The sequence below is a fragment of the Corynebacterium sp. MSK297 genome, assembly GCF_030232885.1.
Classification (GTDB): Bacteria; Actinomycetota; Actinomycetes; order Mycobacteriales; family Mycobacteriaceae; genus Corynebacterium.
The window spans coordinates 143182-161599 of the sequence record NZ_JASPGD010000005.1 but is presented as its reverse complement, the minus strand read 5'-3'; the positions used below and the strand labels follow the sequence as shown (position 1 = coordinate 161599).

Annotated in this window: 17 protein-coding genes; 4 read left to right on the top strand and 13 right to left on the bottom strand. The window is 56.0% G+C overall.

Annotation, left to right across the window (positions count from 1 at the left end; genetic code table 11):
- Positions 1-106: 106 nt before the first annotated feature.
- The 5 genes from QP888_RS07135 to QP888_RS07115 all read right to left on the bottom strand — a co-directional run bounded on the left by QP888_RS07135 (position 107) and on the right by QP888_RS07115 (position 5018).
- Entirely contained in the window at positions 107-1072 is a 966-nt protein-coding gene (locus QP888_RS07135) for a GIY-YIG nuclease family protein (protein ID WP_284812835.1), read from the bottom strand.
- A 145-nt stretch (positions 1073-1217) separates the two neighbouring features.
- Entirely contained in the window at positions 1218-1979 is a 762-nt protein-coding gene (locus QP888_RS07130) for an LppP/LprE family lipoprotein (protein ID WP_284812834.1), read from the bottom strand.
- 45 nt (positions 1980-2024) lie between these two features.
- On the bottom strand, positions 2025-3074 hold the full coding sequence (locus QP888_RS07125) for a hypothetical protein (protein WP_284812833.1): 1050 nt from the start codon (positions 3072-3074) through the stop codon (positions 2025-2027).
- Positions 3075-3159: 85 nt separating this feature from the next.
- Positions 3160-3885, bottom strand: a complete 726-nt coding sequence (locus QP888_RS07120) for a hypothetical protein (RefSeq protein WP_284812831.1) — start codon at positions 3883-3885, stop codon at positions 3160-3162.
- A gap of 119 nt (positions 3886-4004) precedes the next feature.
- The gene (locus QP888_RS07115; RefSeq protein ID WP_284812829.1) at positions 4005-5018 is read right to left on the bottom strand and encodes a hypothetical protein; all 1014 of its coding nucleotides are present in this window, start codon (positions 5016-5018) and stop codon (positions 4005-4007) included.
- Positions 5019-5422: 404 nt separating this feature from the next.
- Between QP888_RS07115 and QP888_RS07110 the strand changes: the two genes are divergently transcribed.
- Complete coding sequence (locus QP888_RS07110; protein WP_284812828.1) at positions 5423-6409, top strand: hypothetical protein; 987 nt, start codon at positions 5423-5425, stop codon at positions 6407-6409.
- A 44-nt stretch (positions 6410-6453) separates the two neighbouring features.
- On the opposite strand, the gene QP888_RS07105 is transcribed toward QP888_RS07110, so the two are convergent.
- Positions 6454-8169 carry a DUF885 domain-containing protein gene (locus tag QP888_RS07105; protein ID WP_284812827.1) on the bottom strand — a complete coding sequence of 572 codons (1716 nt, stop codon included), beginning with the start codon at positions 8167-8169 and terminating at the stop codon, positions 6454-6456.
- Positions 8170-8338: 169 nt separating this feature from the next.
- Between QP888_RS07105 and QP888_RS07100 the strand changes: the two genes are divergently transcribed.
- The gene (locus QP888_RS07100; RefSeq protein WP_284812826.1) at positions 8339-9622 is read left to right on the top strand and encodes an ROK family transcriptional regulator; all 1284 of its coding nucleotides are present in this window, start codon (positions 8339-8341) and stop codon (positions 9620-9622) included.
- 17 nt (positions 9623-9639) lie between these two features.
- Here QP888_RS07100 and QP888_RS07095 read toward each other — a convergent pair whose 3' ends face one another.
- The gene (locus QP888_RS07095) at positions 9640-10197 is read right to left on the bottom strand and encodes a gamma carbonic anhydrase family protein (protein WP_284812825.1); all 558 of its coding nucleotides are present in this window, start codon (positions 10195-10197) and stop codon (positions 9640-9642) included.
- A gap of 82 nt (positions 10198-10279) precedes the next feature.
- Complete coding sequence (locus QP888_RS07090; protein WP_284812824.1) at positions 10280-10900, bottom strand: HAD family hydrolase; 621 nt, start codon at positions 10898-10900, stop codon at positions 10280-10282.
- 156 nt (positions 10901-11056) lie between these two features.
- Between QP888_RS07090 and QP888_RS07085 the strand changes: the two genes are divergently transcribed.
- On the top strand, positions 11057-11872 hold the full coding sequence (locus tag QP888_RS07085; RefSeq protein WP_284812823.1) for a heme ABC transporter ATP-binding protein: 816 nt from the start codon (positions 11057-11059) through the stop codon (positions 11870-11872).
- 78 nt (positions 11873-11950) lie between these two features.
- On the opposite strand, the gene nrdF is transcribed toward QP888_RS07085, so the two are convergent.
- Together nrdF and nrdI are read right to left on the bottom strand one after the other, a co-directional pair.
- Positions 11951-12955 (bottom strand): class 1b ribonucleoside-diphosphate reductase subunit beta, encoded by a 1005-nt coding sequence (gene nrdF, locus QP888_RS07080; protein ID WP_284812822.1) that lies wholly within the window; start codon positions 12953-12955, stop codon positions 11951-11953.
- A gap of 3 nt (positions 12956-12958) precedes the next feature.
- A complete protein-coding gene (gene nrdI / locus QP888_RS07075) occupies positions 12959-13417 on the bottom strand; it encodes a class Ib ribonucleoside-diphosphate reductase assembly flavoprotein NrdI (RefSeq protein ID WP_126844007.1) in 459 nt (152 codons plus the stop codon).
- Positions 13418-14774: 1357 nt separating this feature from the next.
- Between nrdI and QP888_RS07070 the strand changes: the two genes are divergently transcribed.
- Entirely contained in the window at positions 14775-15995 is a 1221-nt protein-coding gene (locus tag QP888_RS07070) for an esterase/lipase family protein (RefSeq protein ID WP_284812821.1), read from the top strand.
- A gap of 9 nt (positions 15996-16004) precedes the next feature.
- Here QP888_RS07070 and QP888_RS07065 read toward each other — a convergent pair whose 3' ends face one another.
- From QP888_RS07065 to bioB, 3 genes are all read right to left on the bottom strand, one after another.
- The gene (locus QP888_RS07065) at positions 16005-16970 is read right to left on the bottom strand and encodes a Sir2 family NAD-dependent protein deacetylase (RefSeq protein WP_502869140.1); all 966 of its coding nucleotides are present in this window, start codon (positions 16968-16970) and stop codon (positions 16005-16007) included.
- Between the two features lie 98 nt (positions 16971-17068).
- Entirely contained in the window at positions 17069-17320 is a 252-nt protein-coding gene (bsaP, locus tag QP888_RS07060) for a biotin synthase auxiliary protein BsaP (protein WP_502869145.1), read from the bottom strand.
- An 88-nt stretch (positions 17321-17408) separates the two neighbouring features.
- The gene (gene bioB / locus QP888_RS07055) at positions 17409-18389 is read right to left on the bottom strand and encodes a biotin synthase BioB (protein ID WP_284812819.1); all 981 of its coding nucleotides are present in this window, start codon (positions 18387-18389) and stop codon (positions 17409-17411) included.
- Positions 18390-18418 lie beyond the last annotated feature (29 nt).

Here is an 18418-nt window from a genome sequence, read left to right as displayed (position 1 = left end):
CCATATCTTTCTGACCTGGTCGGTCGTTATGGTCTCCTATGTTAAGTCATCCGGTCCGAAAAACCCCGCCCACACCACCTGCCCTAGTCGCCTGCCGACTGGAAAATTATTCCCGCGGCCAATATAATATTGAATTTCGCGATGCCTTTCCAGGAACACGCCGCCCATATTCCCCAACCGTCATTTCATACAAGTCACCGCCATTCTTAAGCATCACGTCCCCGGGTTTAATTGGTTGGCACTCGAAGCCTCTCAGCGTATCCTGCCCTTCAGTTTTATTCTCCCACGAATCTGGAATTATCTTAAATAAACCTCGAGTAACCCCTTTATGGACAGCAACTACATATTGGATATCATTTTTCTTAATCTTATTAATATCTATTCTCCACCATCCACAGATGGATTTGCTCATAGCATCAAAGCTGCACTGTCTCACAGCGCTAGTAAGCCATTCCTTTTTATACCCATACCCGTCCCGCGTTTTACCCACAGGCATCCCGTCTCGAATTTCCTCTCCAGGAATATCTTCAGGACACTCCTGCCAGTCTCCAAGTATAATCAGTAGCAACGGAATTCGAACTTGTAATTCTGGCGCAGTTTTGTCCCGGATTAGATCATCTAGCAAACTAATACCGTGACCCCTCGCAGCTTCACGACGAGCATTTGTCAATTGCTTTTTGTAAGAATCTGGAAAATTCACTGCTTCCTGGCTGATGGCAAACGGAAATGCACGAAGCAAATCTATCGCCGCAGCCTCGACTGCCGTATATTCGTTAACTGAATTCATTCCGTATCTCAGAATCCAGATCTTCGGTTCCAGGCCAGCTTCCCTTATTTGTTTAATGCGCTCGATTTTACGACTCTGATCTTGAGGGGCATCGGCGTCTTGAGGAAACTCAGCTTCTAATCCGTGGTCAGCAAAACGGCTTCCTTCGCCTTTGCCAACATAAAAAGGTAGGCCACATCGAGGATCAACCAGCATATACACATAGCGCCCGAGTTCCGCCCCGACTTGCTGCTGAATAGCCATACTCATTGAGTTCGAACGCAATGCGCCATCTTCATTTTCCACGTTAAAATCCATTTTTGACCAAATTCTCCCTTTAACCAATGAGTTTTGTCAGTCCTAGCATTCTTCTAGCCAAGACGACTACCGATTTCTTCACAAACAGAGTCACTTTCACCGTAAATAGCGTAAGTTTCATATCACCTTCCCCTCACCGCTCCGGTGGGACGTTTCCGGACATAATGACTTTCTGCTGGGCATCATCCCAGCGGAAACCGGCTTCCGTGGTGCCAGAACGATTCGCATTTCCCTCCCCCTCCCGCGGCCAGTGGTAGGTCACCGCTATTTCCGAGCTATTCACCCGCTGGACCGTCGGCATGAACCCATAGGCTTTGGCAGTCGCGGTACCAAGGAACTCACCATGATGAAACAACATAATGTGAAATGGTGACGAAGAAGTACCGCCCTCAATCATCACAGTCTGCCAAGACAGCGCAGCACACGGGTCATAGCCAGAAGAATCTATCAGCTCCCAGCCGAAACCTCCCCAACGATCTAACTGGGGCTCACCGATAGAAAACGCAGTTTGTGCATCGTTGCTACCGCAGGAATCACCGCCTCCCGATTTGTTGCTTGCGCAAGAATTCGAGTTTCGAGACTCCGAACAGCCTGCACCATCATCGGAATCAAGCACGACGTTCGGTGGAATCGGCTTAGAGTCGCCATCATTAAAACCGTCGGTCGAGGAATCCCAGGCCGTGCTGTGGGTTTCCGATTTCTTAGTTTCGTTCTCGTCGGTGCCAGAAGACTCTGCTGCTTCGATGTCTGAGGTGGGCTCAGACGTAGCAGACTGAGCACTAGAATCCGCCTGCTCGTCGCTACAGGCAGCCAACAGCGTGCACGACAGTGCAACACCCGCCATGAGGCCAAAGGCGCGTCGTCGACAAGCCTGTAAAGATTTAACCTGCAGCATTATCGCCGCTATTCCTTTCACTTAGTACACCGGATACGCGGGTGTTTAGCACGGATCCGAAAAATCTGCGTTGTTGTTTAACGATCGGGCATTTCCGCCATACTGGGATTTCAAACGACACGCCTCGTTCACGTCATTGCCAGCATCGAAATACACCGCGTAGACATCCTGGCCTTCATACTGCGAACGCATCGAACTACACGCATCACCCTTGATCACCTTAGAACCAGGGAATTTCTGCTGCACACGGTCCGTCTCCGGGTTTGGGTTTCCTCCCGGTGACACAAGGACTGTTTCCGCGATCATGATCCAACGGCCGTCACACCGCATGTTCGCGTAGCCAGCATTAGAGTTTCCGCTACCGGATGCGTTCGTCTGCTGACCCGATCCAGAATCTGCACTGCACATTTCTAACTGCGCCATTAGCTCTTTGGGGGCACCAGCATCTTTCAACTTGCTCCTGTCATAGCAATGCGCGGGGCCAGGGCCTGGATTTCCATCTGCGCTATACGCTTTCCACCCATTATCTTTGACCCAATAAAACACACCACGATTAGCCGAGTTATCTTCCGCTGCGTAGAGCCATTGCCCATCGCAATAAACTTTCAATAAATCCTGCCGAGAAATAGCAAGTTCATCCGCGTAGCGGCCACACTTTTGCTCGCGGGTAAGCACAATCTGCGCTGGCTCTGAAGATTTCGATTCCGAAGTATTTTCCGCAGACGATCCCGTGCTGGAGCTTGTAGATTTTTCATTAGTCTCGTCGGCGGGTGTGGACTCTTTAGTCGTGGAATCCGCAGCACCGGCGGCAGAATTATCCTCGCCATCCGAATCATTGAAGCCCACCGCAGCCCAAGTGATACCGCCAGCCAAAACCAGCACAGCAACAATGACACCGACAATCACCGCGATGCGCTTCCCCTTGCCCGCGCCCTGCGCATCATTGTTTTCTGCAAACTGCTGCACAGACGCTTTCCCAGAGGTGGCAGGCGCAAAGACGTCGGTTTCTGGGTGCGTCTGCGACGGGGCTGACTCGCCCCACGAATTGTTATTCGAGGACGGTCCAGACTGACCCCAGGAATTATTATCAACCAACAGCGGGCTCCTTCATGCGAAATTGACCTAGAAAACTTCTAAACATTTATTTTTGCTGCGCGTGCCTTAGCTGGAATACCCCACATCAGGCTTCGGTATTTCCCATGATTTTGCGGATCGTCCACACAAACTCCCCTAAAAGCAACAACAAAGGCGTCAGAAGAACTGCCCGTGCAGCGGAAACTCTGAAAGCATCACCCTTCTCCTCAAGCGGAGACGCACCACCAAGCTCGCCTACGATTTCAGCAAATACATCAGCCTCACTCGCCGCATTCGCAAGAAGCCAACCGCGAATACCGGCAATGATCCACATGAGCAGCAACAAACCCCACACCACTGCCCACATAATGGACTGGCAGCGCTGACGACGCGGAGCAACAGCAAAAGTCTTCGAGCTAAAGTCCACGGTCAGTTGCTTTTTTGACATATTGAGACTGGTATTACGCTTTACAGGTTCGCTGGTTGTCGATGTCTGCTGTGCATACTGCTGCCAACCAGAAGCCGAATCATCTGAACTGGAATTTTCACTGGCAGGTACAGCTTGTGCTGACTGCGTCTCATCCGGTAACTCAGCGATATCTTTGATTCGCGCTATGTTGACTTCCGGCCCAGAAGAATTCGCAATTTCTTCGTCATAATGTTTCCTGCGGTTGTGCGAAGCGAAAATCTTGCGCGCTGTATTTAACTCATCCCGCGCTACCTCGTCGTCAGGAGAAGTCTGCGCCAGTTTTCTATCGATTTCAGCTGTCAGCTCCGCAGAATCCGCCGCGGCATCCAGGGACAGGGAATCATAAAGGTTGTAATGCGGCATAAAAAGCCTTTCTAAAATCGACAACGTGTTTGGGTTATACGGTGTGTGGTCTATACGGTGCTTGAGCTATGCCATTCTCAGGCGTCAGCCCAGCACACACCATCGACAAGCATCAGGGATTAGCAAGGGTCAGAAGAATCAGAATCATTATTCAGCGAGCGGGCGTCACCTCCATATTTCGCTTTCAGACGGCACACCTCTTTCCGGTCATGACCGGCGTCAAAATAGACCGCATAGGTATAGCCACCATCAACATTGCCTTGTATCGAGCTACAAGCAGACCCGTTCACCACTTTTGATCCCGGGTATTCTTGCTGCACAGGCCGCGTTTTTAAATCTGGATTACCACCCAGCGGGACAATCACTGATTCCACAATGAGGATGTAACGACCATCGCAGCGCACGCCCCAGCCGCCATCAAGAGTATTTCCACCATCCGCCTCATAAATCTCGCCGCTATATTCGGTCGTGTCACACGCAGGAAGTTGCTCAATCAGCCCCTGCGGCGCTCCTGCATATTTGAGACTTGGGATGTCATAGCACCCAAAATTGGTCTGTTGCATGGTCCCATCCGGGTCATACAGTTTCCACCCGTCGGAAACCCAATAAAAAAGGTCATAAACAGCGCTCTGTTCCTTCGCTACAAACAACCAGGAAGAATCGCAATACTTTTGCAACATCTGGTCTGCATACTCTGTAGCCACTGCTGCATAGCGGTCGCATTTTTCATCCACAGAAACGGCATTCATCCTACCGAGACCCAACGAATCATACGACTTCGTGGGAAGAGTCTCCGAAGCCGCGGCAGTGCTTTCTACCGGCTGAGACTGAATAGTAGGGATTGAGGTAATAGGGCTTGAGGTAGTAGGCATCGACGAAGTGGAGCTTAAAGAACTTACGGCAACAGCATCTGGAGACTCTGTTTCACCGCCGCTAACAGCCACTGCCGCCCACGCAAGACCGCCGGCTAGTGCAACAACAGAAGCAATTGCTACAGCAATCACCCCAGCACGTTTACCCGCGCTGGTTTCTTTACGAGGCGCCAGACCCGAACCTGCGTGACCAGCAGTCCCCGGCGCCGCACCCCAAGAATCGTTTCTGGGCTGGCCACCCCAAGAATTGCGGTCAGTCAACTTCGAGCTCCTTCATGCACAACAACTACCGACACCGACGACAACCCCCATGAGAAACCAACATTGGCCTCTACAGATTATGCGATATTATTTCCCTGCGATTGACATATCTCATTGTAAAGATGCCGAATCAACAGGCAAACCCCAGAATCACTCTTATTTTTTATGTCACTCGTTTGTATTAATGGTGACATTTCCACGGCGGAATGGTTATCCTAAAATTGGCCATTACCAACAATTGAAACCCCCGCTGGAGTACTTTTAGCCAACTGTGTCTACACTGCACACCATTTTCGGACCATGCCGCACCCACCTCGTGTGGCGCTTAATCCCAGGCTTAGCCCAGCCCCCCCAAAAAACGCCCCACCCCCAATTAAGGGGGAGTACACAAGAAAGATACCCACATGCCAGTCAACCGCAACCTCAACGCAGCCGAATTGCACGCAACGAGAAATCGCATCAGCGTATCGCCGGATATCATCAGACGGCTAGGGGCCGCACTGGGTTACGCAGGCATCGAAGCATTCACCCCGGAAACCACTGCTCAACTCAGCACGGTCGTCGACTTGGGAGACATCATCGACCTGCAATTACTCAACCAATTACCCACCCTGGAAGTAGCGCCAAGCATAGAACAGCAACGTGAAGCAGATACTGCGCACCAGCTGCTCCACCGAATAAGCGCCGGAGATTACCTCACCCGGCAGCAAGCCCACGACCAACTGCCCCGCACCAACGTCACGCTGTTTCGAATGGGGCATCCACGATTATGGGCCTTTGCTGTGCGGCAACGGTTGCCACAAAATGCAGACCAGGCCATCCCCGCATCCTTCCACCGCGATATCACCGGCCCGTACACCACACCGGAAGAAGCCTGGTTGGGCACCTACGTCGCCGACGCGACAAACCTGGGCGAACTCACCACCCGGGTCGACGACGCAGGCCTCGACGACGACCGGCAACAACGCCTACGGCTAGGCATGAGCTTGGCCGATACTTACCGGCAAGTCTGGAGCTCAGCACGCGGCCACTGGAGAATCAGCCCCAACACGCGGTACATCGTTCCCTCACGCTTCGGTTACTGCCCATTCGTCTTTCGCGTGGCCGAAAACGGCTGGCGAGCCGATGCATTCCCCGGCAGTCACGACCGCCTGATGGCCACCGAAGGGTACTGGATCGACGTCGAGCGCAAGCGACTCATCCACCTCGGCGCACCCGACCCGAACGATGCATGGTTGCCTACGGTGCACGTCGCCAAGCAGGCCCCAACGGAAGAGGACCTGGCAGTGGCACGAGCCCTCTCCGGACAAATTATTGCGCTGGGTGCCGGGCAGAAAAACATTACGATCCGGCTGCGGCAAAGCAACCGGAGGTTGTCCTTCGACCAGTAGCCGTCGGCAAGCGGATAGCCACAGCTGCCACAAACCCGCCGAACCTAGTCCAGGATCTGCTCCCGCAGAATCGACATCGGGATCGAGCCATAGCTCAACGCCTCCGCGTGGAACTGCGGCACGCTCATGCCCTGCGCCACCACGGCATCGCGCAAATCCGACCACATGCGCTGGCCCAACGCATACGACGGCGCCTGCCCCGGCCAACCCAAATACCGGTCCAGCTCAAACGTCAACGTGGCCTCATCCAACGCGCAGTTATCACGCAAGAAGTTCTTGGCGTAACACACATCCCAGTGGCCCGGACCATCCGGCACCTTCTTGCCCAGGTGCATACCAATATCCAGCACCACACGGGCCGCACGCAGACGTTGCGCATCCAACATGCCCAGACAGAAGCCCGGATCATCCAAATAGCCCAGGTTCGCCATCAGCTGCTCGGCGTACAACGCCCAGCCCTCACCGTGGCCAGAATTCCAGCACGCCACGCGACGCCACAGGTTCAGGTTCTCCCGCTCCATCAGCGTCTGCCCCAACTGCAGGTGGTGGCCCGGAACGCCCTCGTGGTACACCGTCGTCAATTCCTGCCAGGTGTGGAAGGTGGTGGTTTCCTTTGGCACCGACCACCACATGCGGCCAGGCCGGGCGAAATCATCCGACGGCGGGGTGTAGAAAATGCCGCCGGTGCCAGCTGGATCAATCTTGCACTCGATGGTGCGCACCGGCTCTGGGATATCGAACTCCGTGCCGTGCAGCGCAGTGATCGCAGCATCGGCCTTCTCCTGCATCCACTCAACCAACGCGTCGGTGCCACGCAATAGGTACTTCGGATCTTGATTCAGCCGACGGAAAACCTCGCGACAATCCGTCTCGTCGTCGTAAATCTGCGCTGCAGTCTTGCGCTGCGCCTCGCTGATCTCCCGCAACTGCTCCAGGCCCCACTGGTAGGCCTCATCCAAATCCACGCTATCGCCGACGAACAACCGGGAAAAACGCTCATAGCGCTCACGGCCCACCCCATCGCGGGAACTGGACTGTGGCACCACTTCCAGCGTCAACCAATCCGCGAACTCACCAAACGCAGCCTTGGCATCAACCACTTCTTGGCTGTGCGAATCCAGCCCCAGCCCCTCCAACAGCGAACCCGGCTGCGCCAGATCCTCACACTGGTTCACCACAGCATCCACCTGGCGGTACTTCGGCGCATGCCCATGCGCGCAAGCATCCTTCAGCGATTCGCGGTACCCATCCAAACTGTTGCGCACCGAGCTCAACCGGGAACGCAGATTATCCAGATCCTCGGTGGATTCATGAGGCATGAGCACCAAGGTGTCGCGGATGGTCTGAACCGGCGAAGCGATATTGTTCAGCGCCGCCTCAGTCTCACCGGCATGGTGCAGGTCCAACTCCAACAGCAGCCGATCGCGCAATACATTCGCGGTAACGTAATCGACTTCGTCGAAATCATCGTCGTCATCCGACTCATCCGTGGCTTCATCGAGTGCGTTGACATCCTCGATCATTTCGCGGGTGCGGTCAGCGACAGCCTCGTAATACTCCGGGGAGAAATCCTCCAACTTGTCGTCGTAGCCCGCAATGCCCCACGCGGTGGCGTCAGTGGGGGAAAGTTCTGCTAAGTCATAGACAAAATTCTCGCAGGAAGCATCCAGCAAGGACGGCGGACGCGGCTGGGTGCGGTCCTGGGTCCACTGCTGCCCGGCGCGGTTTTCGCGCACGTCTGCGGTCGATTCGCTAGTCATAGCAGGTGAGTCTAAACCCATTTGCCTGTAAGTTTCCACCCAGGTTGGTGTTAGTCATCCCACCGTTTGACCTAGTAGCTCACCCATCGATTAACCCAGCCGGGGCTTTGTGGTGTTTTCCCCTGGTCAGTAGGCGCTTGGCAGGGTATTCATAGTATCCTTTACTGCCATGGATGCACCCGGAAACGCTACTGGTAAAGCGACTGGCAACGCTAGCAACGCTGGCGGAAGCACTGGCGAAAATGACGGCGGAGATGATGTCGCCGCGGCCCGCTCCGCAGCGGAATCTTTCCCGCAACCCCAAGCATTTGGCCAACCTGCCACCCCGGCTGCAAAATGCCTGTATGTGATCCGGCAGAACTCGGTGATCAGCCGCGCGGACTTGATCACCGCCACCGGTCTTTCCCAGCCGACGATCACCCGCGCGATCACCACCTTGATCGCCGAAGGCTACGTCGTCGCCCGGGAAGACCTTGCCCGCTCGCATGGCCGCGGCCGGCCCACCACCCCGGTGGAACTCGCTAAACCACAGTGGATGCTCGCGGGCATCGCGGTGGGCACGAAAGAGACGTTCCTGTCTGTTTTCGATATCCGTGGCCGCACGATCCGCGAGTCCACCATCGACACGCCCGTCGCCCAGTTGAGCGAAAGCGACTTCATTCAGCACATCATGGCTGGGCTACACCGCTTGGTCACGGGCTTGGAGCACACGTTGTTGTCCGTGGGCGTGACAACATCCGGCCAGGTCAGCCGCGACGGTGTGGTCAGTGCGCCGAACCTAGGTTGGGAAAAGGTCGACGTCGCCGCCGCGTTGCGTTATCAGTTCTCGGTGCCGGTTTCGGTCTCGTCGGCGGTGCCAGCAATCCTGGGTTCCGAGATGCAGGCGGGTGACCTATTAGTGACGGACGACGCCAACCGCACCCTGGTGCTGTTTGCCGACGACTCCCTCGGGGCCGCATCCACCAACACCTCGGGCGTGCACCCCATCGAAACCTTGCCGACGCTCAGCGATGACACACTCGGGTTCGCGCAAGCCGCACCGGAAAAATCGCTGATCACAGGCTCCATCCTGGCGCGCATCACGGAGAAATTCCCGGAGTTAGATCCCGCACCGACCACCCTGGCGCAGGCTGTCGCCATGGCGGCGGACAACGAAGGTGTGCGGGAAATCCTGGATGCCCGCGCTAGTGCTTTGGCGCGGCTGACGGTGGATTTGGTGGAAAAATACAGAATTTCCACCGTGGTGGTGGCTGGTTCGGCTTTTGTGGATGATTCACGTGCGCCGAAGCTCTTTGCCGCCACCGTGCGCGAGATCATGACCACCGCCCAAGCCCCGAAGATGCGCATGATCCCCACCCACGAAGAGGTGGTGCGTTCGATTACGCGGGCGGCTGCGCTAGACCAGATGCTGCGTGAACCGCTGGATCTGGTGCCGAAAGACAACGTGAACTAACACAGCCGTCGGGCTAATTAGCTGTAGCGGACTTCCTCGAGCGAGAGCCCAGTGCCCTCACCGTTGATGTCCTTGTGCACCGCGGCGGTCTCGACATATTTCGCGGCGTGCGGGATAAACGCTTGGGATTCGTCGTCGGCAAGCTCCCGGCGCACCTTCGCGGGTACGCCGGCGGCCAGGACTTTGTCACCAATTTCGGCACCTTCCAGCACCACTGCACCAGCGGCGATGAGCGAACCCGCGCCGATCACGGACCGCGATAACAGCGCGGATTTCATGCCGATCAGCGTGCCGTTACCCACGCGCGAGCCGTGCACCAGCGCCATGTGACCGATGGTGACGTCGTCGCCAAGCACGCAATCAGCGTGGGCGTCGACATGCAGCACCGAATTGTCCTGGATATTAGTGCGTGCCCCGACCTTGATGCGGTTGACATCCGCGCGCAACACACACCCGTAAAACACGGACGCATCCGGGCCGATCTCCACATCACCGATCAGGGTGGCATTCGGCGCGATGAACGCAGACTCATGCACGCGCGGGGTTGCGCCGTTGAAAGGGAGAATAAGTGCCATGCCACTATGCTAATGGGGCTGTGCTTGCCGACGCCGGGCCGTCGCACACCTGCCGGAGGACTCCCGCTTGCCGACGCCATGTTTAACGTGAAACATTGTCCACTAGCTCGCAGAACTGGCCCACCCCCAGATACACCCGCGCGCGCATCCCGAGACCCGAGGCAGCCGCCAGGTGCCCCTCGTTGGAGCTAATAAACATGGTTTCGCGGGCATTGGCGCCCATCGCGTCGACGGCGACTTCCAGCATGCGTTCGTCGGGAAGCGCCACCCCGATATCGCCGGAAAGCACCAGCGCATCCAGCTCTTCCAACTGTGGATACTGGCGACGCAGGTTCTGCGACTGGCTCAAAGAACAATTCGCGGTACCACCGACGGAAATGTCGGCATCCAGCAGGCTATCGATGCAGCCCCAAACCTCGGTATCCAGCTGGCTGCGCGGGTGGGTATCAGCGGCGATGGCCTCGGCAATATCGCAGTCCTCCAGGCCCACGCGGGCGATCATATACTGCCAAAACCGCTGGTCGCCAAGGTCGCCACTGAAATATGCGGGGCGGAGCTCGCTGAAAACCTGCCAGAATTTTTGTGCCTGCGGGGCGGCTAGATCGTAAATACCAGCAGCGCGCAGCAATGCTTGATCGCGAGGCTCACGCGGAGTGCGCACCAGCGTGCCTGGCAAATCCACCAGCAGTTTCATCTGTGCCATGCCCTCCCAGTATAGAGCGGCAAGAAAACAGGCGCCGAGGGCACTTAGTCATTGCGGGGTTGGTACAGGGCTAGTGCAGGTCCCTGCCTCTGCCCTGGTGGGTGGGCCCACCTTCTGCATTGTCTTGCGTAGGATGATGCAGAAAGGATCTGTGTAATGAGTATCGTCGATATTTCCGGCCTGAGTGTGAAAATTGGCCATAAGACCTTGCTGCGCGATATCAACGTGCACGCAGAAGCCGGGCAAGTTACCGGCCTGATCGGCCCGAATGGTGCGGGTAAATCCACGTTATTGGCCGCAATGTGCGGTGATCTGGAGACTACAACTGGCAGCATCAGCTTGGCAGGCGTCGATCCGGCACAGGCTTCACCTAAGGAATTGGCGCTGATCCGTGCAGTGATGTTGCAGGATGTTTCAGTTTCTTTTGAGTTTTTAGTCCGCGATGTGGTGGCCATGGGGCGGCGCCCATGGGCAAAGCAGGTGGAGCCGCACGTCGACGAGCAAGTCATCGATGCCGCACTTGCAGCCACGGACACCACGCACCTTGCAGAACGCGATATTTCCACGCTTTCTGGTGGTGAGCGGGCCCGGGTGGCATTGGCACGCGTCTTGGCGCAGCAAACTCCCATCGTGTTTTTGGACGAACCCACTGCCGCGCTGGACATCAGCCATCAAGAACAGGTGCTGGCGTTGGTGAAGAATCTGGCGCATGAGGCCAATATCGCGGTTTTTGTGGTCATGCATGATTTGAATGCGGCCGCGGCCTATTGTGATCGCATCATTTGTCTTGCCGACGGCACCATAGCTGCCAAGGGCGAGGTTTCTGAGGTCTATACCGATGAAATTTTATCTTCTGTCTATCAGTGGCCTATCGAAGTCACCTCGCACAATGGGCACTATCTGGTGAGTCCGGCGCGCCAACACCCCGCCCCCGAGCAGGATGATTTGGTCCGGTTATTGGGTGCTCGTTAAACGCTTGCCGACGGCGGTTGCGGCATGGTGAGCTTGTGTAAAAACGAATACTATTTCCAGGGTCTATTCCAGGGAAATCTAAAAATCCCAGTCATCATCTTCAGTTTCCTCGGCCTTGCCGATGACATACGAGGAGCCAGAACCAGAAAAGAAATCATGGTTTTCATCCGATCCCGGGGTGAGCGCGGCCAGGATCTCCGGCTTCACAGTAGATTCTTCATCACTGAAACGTTGCTGCAACCCCAAATTCATCAGCGCCTTATTCGCGTTGTAGCAAATGAACTTTACGACGTCGTCGTAAAGATCCAAAGGACGGTAAAGTTCCTCAGAATAGCTTAGTTCCAGCTCATAGAGTTCGTCGAGAAGCTCATACACAAACCCTGTAACCTGCGCTTGCGTCGCAGCATCGTAGGTTTCTAGGCCCCGCTGGAATTTATAGCCCGAGTAATAGCCATGCACCGCCTTATCGCGCAGAATGAGCCGAACCATGTCTGCAGTATTGGTCAGCTTGCCGCGGGCTGCGAAATACAGTGGAAGATAGAACCCGGCATACAATGAAAACGACGACAACAGGGTGGCGGCCGCCTTGCGCTTGAGGGTGTTATCGCCGTAGTAGTGCTTGAGCACGGCTTTCGACCGGGCCTGCAACACGTCGTTGTCCACGGCCCACTGATAAGCCGCATCGATTTCTGCAGTGTTCGAGAGCGTGGAAAACACGGAAGAATAGGATTTCGCGTGCACGGCCTGCATGAACGCAATATTGGTATAAACAGCCTCTTCGTGTTCGGTGCGCGCATCCTGAATCTGGCTGACTTCCCCGACCGAAGCCTGCACGGTATCCAGCATGGTCAAACCAGTAAATACCTTCATCGTTAATTCACGCTCAAGCTCGCTGAGATTGCGCCAATCAGAATGATCATTGGACAGCGGCACCTTTTCTGGCAGCCAAAAATTGGAGGTCAGACGGTTCCAGACTTCCAAGTCCTTCTCGTCCTGGGTCCGGTTCCAGTTCACCGGCCGTAGGCGCACCTTGGGGTCGTCGCGAAACGCCGTTGGGGTGGCGGAATAGTCATAAATGGTCATTAACTACTGCTCCTTCCAGAATTTATCCAGGCCTTCGCGCACGACTGCAGCGTCGCGGTCTGTACCCAACAGCTCATAGTGGTAGAGCTCGGGGACCTGGCATTTAGATGAAATGATTGCTCCGGCAATGCAAAAATCGGAGCCAAAATTGGTGTTTCCCGACGTGATAACACCGCGGATGAAGCCACGGTTGGTTTCGTCGTTAAGAAACGCAATAACCTGCTTGGGTACGGCGCGACGACGATCGCCGCCACCGTAGGTCGGGGTGACCAGGACAAACGGACGCGAAACCCGAATCATGCCCTCTTTGCGTGGGTGTACGGGGATGCGTACTGCAGGACGGCCTAGTTTTTGGATGAACCGGTGCGTGTTTTCGGAAACACTGGAGAAATACACCAGGTCTGGCGATTCCTCCGGGGCGAGTTCGGCGAAAGTGAGTGGTACTTTCGCTGTGGAAGCCACGAGAAAACCTCCTCGAGATAGATATATAAGAATTTACTTACTAGTTTTTTGGTTTATGCAATAAGTATGGCAGACGTCGCTTGCATGCCACAAAAGCCCAGGCTTAGCTATCCCGAATAAACCGTCAAAGGGTTGCTGCCACAACTGTCATGCCGTGTCATACCCGTGCGATGCCCCTCACCTATTGCTCATGAACACAACGTAGCTGTAGAAAACATGGCAAGCAGCAGCAGAAGTTGTACGAGCTGGTAATTATTGGCCAGCTAAAGGCCAGGTAATATCCGCCTTAGTGGTGGCGTTAACGGTGTCCAGCCTGATACGTACTCAAATGGATATTCTTAGAGAGGAGTTATATGTCGTCTCGAAAAATATTCGTGCTAGCTTTCGCAGTGATATATACCGCTATTACCGGAGGCTACAGCGGTACTAAGTGGATAGATTCCTCTGGCCTTCACGAGGGCCTGCACCTCATTCTGTTTGCATGTGTAATTCTGACAGCGTCAGTAGCGGTATATCTGATAAATAAAAACCGACTGCTGCAGTGCTTTCTCGTCTCGGGTACAGCATTATCGTTTATTTATGCAGGTATTGCTGTGCTCTCCGCAGACTATAAAGGCTTGATTCTTCCTGCAGTGGTAGCCGTGGTATTTCTTGTGTTCCCCCAAGAAAGGCAGTGGATAGAGGCACGTTCTACAACGAGCGAGAACTAAACGTCAGGCTCAGTCCTTCTACACCGATAATGCGTACAAAGCGGGTCATACGACAAAAAGTGTGTCTGGTCGGGGCGTCGACCAGAATATGGTCCCGTTTTACAAATAGACCACCTGAAACCGGCCTTTTTCGTTCACTATTTGCAAAAGGGGCCACAGACATGACTACCGGCGACGGGCTACGCGGGTAACGAAGCAAAAAGCGGGGGATATGCGACAGCGTACAAAGCACACAAAAAGAAACAACCGCCGACTTACGCCGACGGTTGTTCCTATTCCCATGACTGATTATTTTAGATGGTTGAGCCGGAGCCTGCCCCTCCATCACCCCTTGAGGTAATCCTTACTTTAGACCCATAACTTAGGGTTGTCAACCCCTACTACTAAAACTTTCGTACTTTTTATTCAGCAGCAGGCTACACAAGGTGGACTCAGCACGTTTCCCCAGGCCAGCGCCATGACGAATGGCAGCTGCCTGCTTTCCGCACTTCGCACTACGCTCGGAACCTCGACCTCCCCCAAGCCTAAACGCACCCAAATCCTGACACCTTAAGCCTCGACACCGCCGAGCCTAACCGCACCCGAACCTAGCCACACTCGAACCTACAATGGAGCCATCTGCAATCCCAGGAAGATGGATATTCGATATGGCACACGCGGAACACAACACGGAATCCTTCACCGAATCCGTCAGCAATTCACTCACCCGGCTGAAAAACTCGCTGCGCAGGCACCTTAGCCAACAATGGACGGAACTGACCTCCCCGTCGTTCAGCGTGCCCGCCTCGAAACTCCCCGAACCACTAGCGCATCACGCCACGGAAGTCAGCGCCAGCAAGATCCCCGAAAGCGTCGTCACGGAGATCGCAGAATCACTCAACCTGCGCGGCAAACACGGCCACCATCACGCCGCCACCGACCACAAATCAGGAAACGCTCCAGAACCAGAGGATGCCTCACAACATGCAGAGGAATCCGACTATAATTTCGATACCTCCCGCCACCTGCCACTCGGTGCGCGCTTCAAACCACGCGGCGTCTTCGAAGACGATTGGTCTGACCGCCCCACCGCAGACAAGCCCTGGCCGGTGATCCTGATCCACGGCACCGTCGACACGAAAGGCGTGTGGCAAGAACTCGGCACCGAACTGCGTGCCGACGGCTGGTGCGTGTTCGCCCCGGACTACGGCAAGCGCGGCACCGCCGCCATGGAAGAATCCGCGGTGCAGCTAGGGGCCTATATCGAAGCGGTACGCACCATCACCGGAGCGGAGCAAGTCATCCTCATCGGGCACTCCCAAGGCGGCCTGCTCGCCCGCTACTGGATGCGCACCAGTGGCCACGCGCACTACGTCAAACACCTCGTGAGCCTCGGCGCACCGAACCACGGCACCACCATGGGCGGAATCTTGAGCCCACTGGTGACCAACAATCTGACAGAAAACATCATGCACTCACTGATTCAGCACTGGTTCGGGCCAGTTGGGTTTCAGCAGATCACCGGATCGGAAATCTTTGCGGTCTTCAACGACGGCGACGACGGCGGCGACGGCAACAGCGATGACAGCAGTCGCGCACATGAAAACGACAGCAGCACACACGGCAGCGGCGAGCTAGAAGACGGCGTCGACTACACCTGCATCGCCAGCCGACAAGACACCGTCGTCCATCCACCAGAAACCTGCTTTCTCAACGGTCCGGCACACCAAGTACGTAACGTCTGGGTGCAAGACATCATCCCGCGCGCCAATGTGCAGCACCAGGACCTGCCCATGAACAAACACGTCCGGGCGATCATCCGCACCGGACTGAAAAAGGGCGCCAGCGAGGCAAACCTAAAGCGCACAGCCCCAAAGCACGAAAACTAACCCCGGAATCTAGAGCCCAAGCGCATCCAATAGATCATCAAACGCCGGGCCCACCTGCGTGCGCCACAAAACGTTCACGCGCGCATCAGCCCTGCCCGGCCCACCATTGATCACCGCCACCGGGCGGCCCGATGCCAGCATGTCCAACACAAACCGGTAACCGCTCATCACCGCCAACGACGAGCCGACCACAAGCAACGACGCCGATTCCGCCGCCATCGCCCGCGCCTGCTGCTTGCGCGCCTCCGGAACAGCCTCACCGAAATACACCACATCCGGTTTCAGACGCACCGAACCACAACGCAGGCAGCCCACCATCTGAAACTGCTGCACCGCAGACTGCGGCAAATCAACGTCACCATCGGGGTTTACCTGCTTAACCTGCGATAACAACGCCTCCAAATACCCCGGGTTTGCCGCTTCCAAGCGCGTATCCAACCCGTCACGGTGCTCGCTAAAACCACAATCCAAGCACGACACCGTATCCAAATTCCCGTGCAACGCCACCACATTGTTGTGCCCCGCTTCCGCATGCAGCCCGTCGACGTTTTGCGTCAATACGCCGCGGACAAACCCGGCGCGTTCAAGTTCCACCAGCGCGTAATGCGTGCGATTGGGTACGGCCCGGTCCAGCTGCCGCCAACCAATGAAGCTGCGCGCCCAATACCTGTGCGAGGCCGCCGGATCGTGGCAAAACTCCTGGTAAGTCATCGGCCGGTGCGTGTTCATCTTGCCTTTGGGCCCGCGATAATCCGGGATCCCAGAATCAGTAGACACCCCTGCCCCGGTCAGCACCATGGCTGGGCCAAGGCGTAACTGGTCGACGATCTTGTCGACGACGTCTGGGTAGGGGTGTGGGGTGCCGGTTTCTTCCACCACCCGCTCCATTGAGCGAACCGCGCCACGGTGGGCGCGGTTGATGGCTTCGGAAACGAAGGCTGGTTGCGGGCGGAAATCCTGCGATAGTGAACTCACGCCCGCTAGTCTAAGGGCTAGTGCTGGATGCTGGAACACTCACGCATAAACAGCGGCTAATTTATCTCAGGCTGAAATCAGCCGCCGCTGTCCTGCACCTAGTATCCTGCACCTAGTTTGCGGCGCAGTTGGGCTTCGAAGATCCACTCGGAATCGACCAGCCCGTGCCGGGAGCATTCTGCATGCCAACCGTCCGGACGAATCTGGACCTTCATCCGCCGCCCGCACAGCTGGCAAAAACGGGGAGCATCGTAGCCGGCTTGCTGTGAGGGGCTCAGCCGGATTTCTTCGCCGCTGGCGATCTCCGTGCCGGTATTCGGGTGAAAGATCGGCTCATCGTCGCCACACATCGCCACCGCGAGCGGCGAGTTTTTCGTCTGCAGCGCGGGGTCTTTTGCTCGTGCCATTGTTGTTCGTGCCTACAACTCTATTTTCGGCCTACAGGGCCTTGATCGGCAGGTCGATGCGGTTCAAGGTTTCCATATCGGTTTCGATGCGTTCACCGAGCGTCGTCAAGTAGTTACCAGCGATGATCGCATTGATTCCGCCGAGCAAGCCCTTCTCGAAGCCTTCGGTGCCCAGCGAAAGCTCACGACCACCGGCGAAACGGATGACGGTGCGTGGCATGGCCAGGCGGAACATGGCGACAGCGCGCAGGGCTTCGCCGAGTGGAACCAGTGGGTAATCAGCAAACGGGGTGCCTGGGCGTGGATCCAGGAAGTTCATGGGAACTTCGCGTGGCTCGATTTCCGCCAGCTGGGCAGCGAACTCGGCACGCTGTTCCAGGCTTTCGCCCATGCCGATGATGCCGCCGGAGCACACCTCCAGGCCAGCGTCGCGCACGTTTTGCAGAGTCTCACGACGCTCTTCCCAGGTGTGGGTGGTCACGACGTTCGGGAAGTGCGAACGCGCGGTTTCCAGGTTGTGGTTATAGCGAGTCGCACCCGCGGCCTTGAAGCGTTCTACCTGCTCACGGGTGACGGTACCCAGCGAACACGAGATTTCGATATCGACTTCTTCTTTAATGCGTGGAATGGCGCGTTCTACCTGGCGCACCAGGTTTTCATCCGGGCCCTTCACGGCGGCGACGATGCAGAATTCCGTAGCGCCCACCTTTTGGTTGCGCTTGGCGGCTTCAATAAGCTCATTAATATTCAGCAGCACCGCACGCACGGGCGACTCAAACAGGCCAGACTGCGAGCAGAAGTGGCAATCTTCTGGGCAGCCGCCGGTTTTCAGAGAGATAATACCTTCGACTTCGACGTCGGGGCCGCACCATTTCAGGCGGGTTTGGTGGGCGATGTCAGCGATTTCTGTCAGAGTCTCATCATCAACCTGCAGAACCTGCAGTAACTCGTCCTGGCTCAGGCCGACGCCTTGCTCCAGTGCTTTCTCCCGGGCGATATCAACAATGCTCATGTCGTTATCCTAATCACATCCCTTAAACA

Coding starts and splice junctions, on each gene's coding strand:
- QP888_RS07130 (WP_284812834.1), bottom strand. CDS start 1,979: ATGCTGCAGGTTAAATCTTTACAGGCTTGTCGACGACGCGCCTTTGGC.
- QP888_RS07120 (WP_284812831.1), bottom strand. CDS start 3,885: ATGCCGCATTACAACCTTTATGATTCCCTGTCCCTGGATGCCGCGGCG.
- QP888_RS07110 (WP_284812828.1), top strand. CDS start 5,423: ATGCCAGTCAACCGCAACCTCAACGCAGCCGAATTGCACGCAACGAGA.
- QP888_RS07105 (WP_284812827.1), bottom strand. CDS start 8,169: ATGACTAGCGAATCGACCGCAGACGTGCGCGAAAACCGCGCCGGGCAG.
- QP888_RS07100 (WP_284812826.1), top strand. CDS start 8,339: ATGGATGCACCCGGAAACGCTACTGGTAAAGCGACTGGCAACGCTAGC.
- QP888_RS07095 (WP_284812825.1), bottom strand. CDS start 10,197: ATGGCACTTATTCTCCCTTTCAACGGCGCAACCCCGCGCGTGCATGAG.
- QP888_RS07090 (WP_284812824.1), bottom strand. CDS start 10,900: ATGGCACAGATGAAACTGCTGGTGGATTTGCCAGGCACGCTGGTGCGC.
- QP888_RS07085 (WP_284812823.1), top strand. CDS start 11,057: ATGAGTATCGTCGATATTTCCGGCCTGAGTGTGAAAATTGGCCATAAG.
- nrdF (WP_284812822.1), bottom strand. CDS start 12,955: ATGACCATTTATGACTATTCCGCCACCCCAACGGCGTTTCGCGACGAC.
- QP888_RS07070 (WP_284812821.1), top strand. CDS start 14,775: ATGGCACACGCGGAACACAACACGGAATCCTTCACCGAATCCGTCAGC.
- bsaP (WP_502869145.1), bottom strand. CDS start 17,320: ATGTGTGGCGACGATGAGCCGATCTTTCACCCGAATACCGGCACGGAG.
- bioB (WP_284812819.1), bottom strand. CDS start 18,389: ATGAGCATTGTTGATATCGCCCGGGAGAAAGCACTGGAGCAAGGCGTC.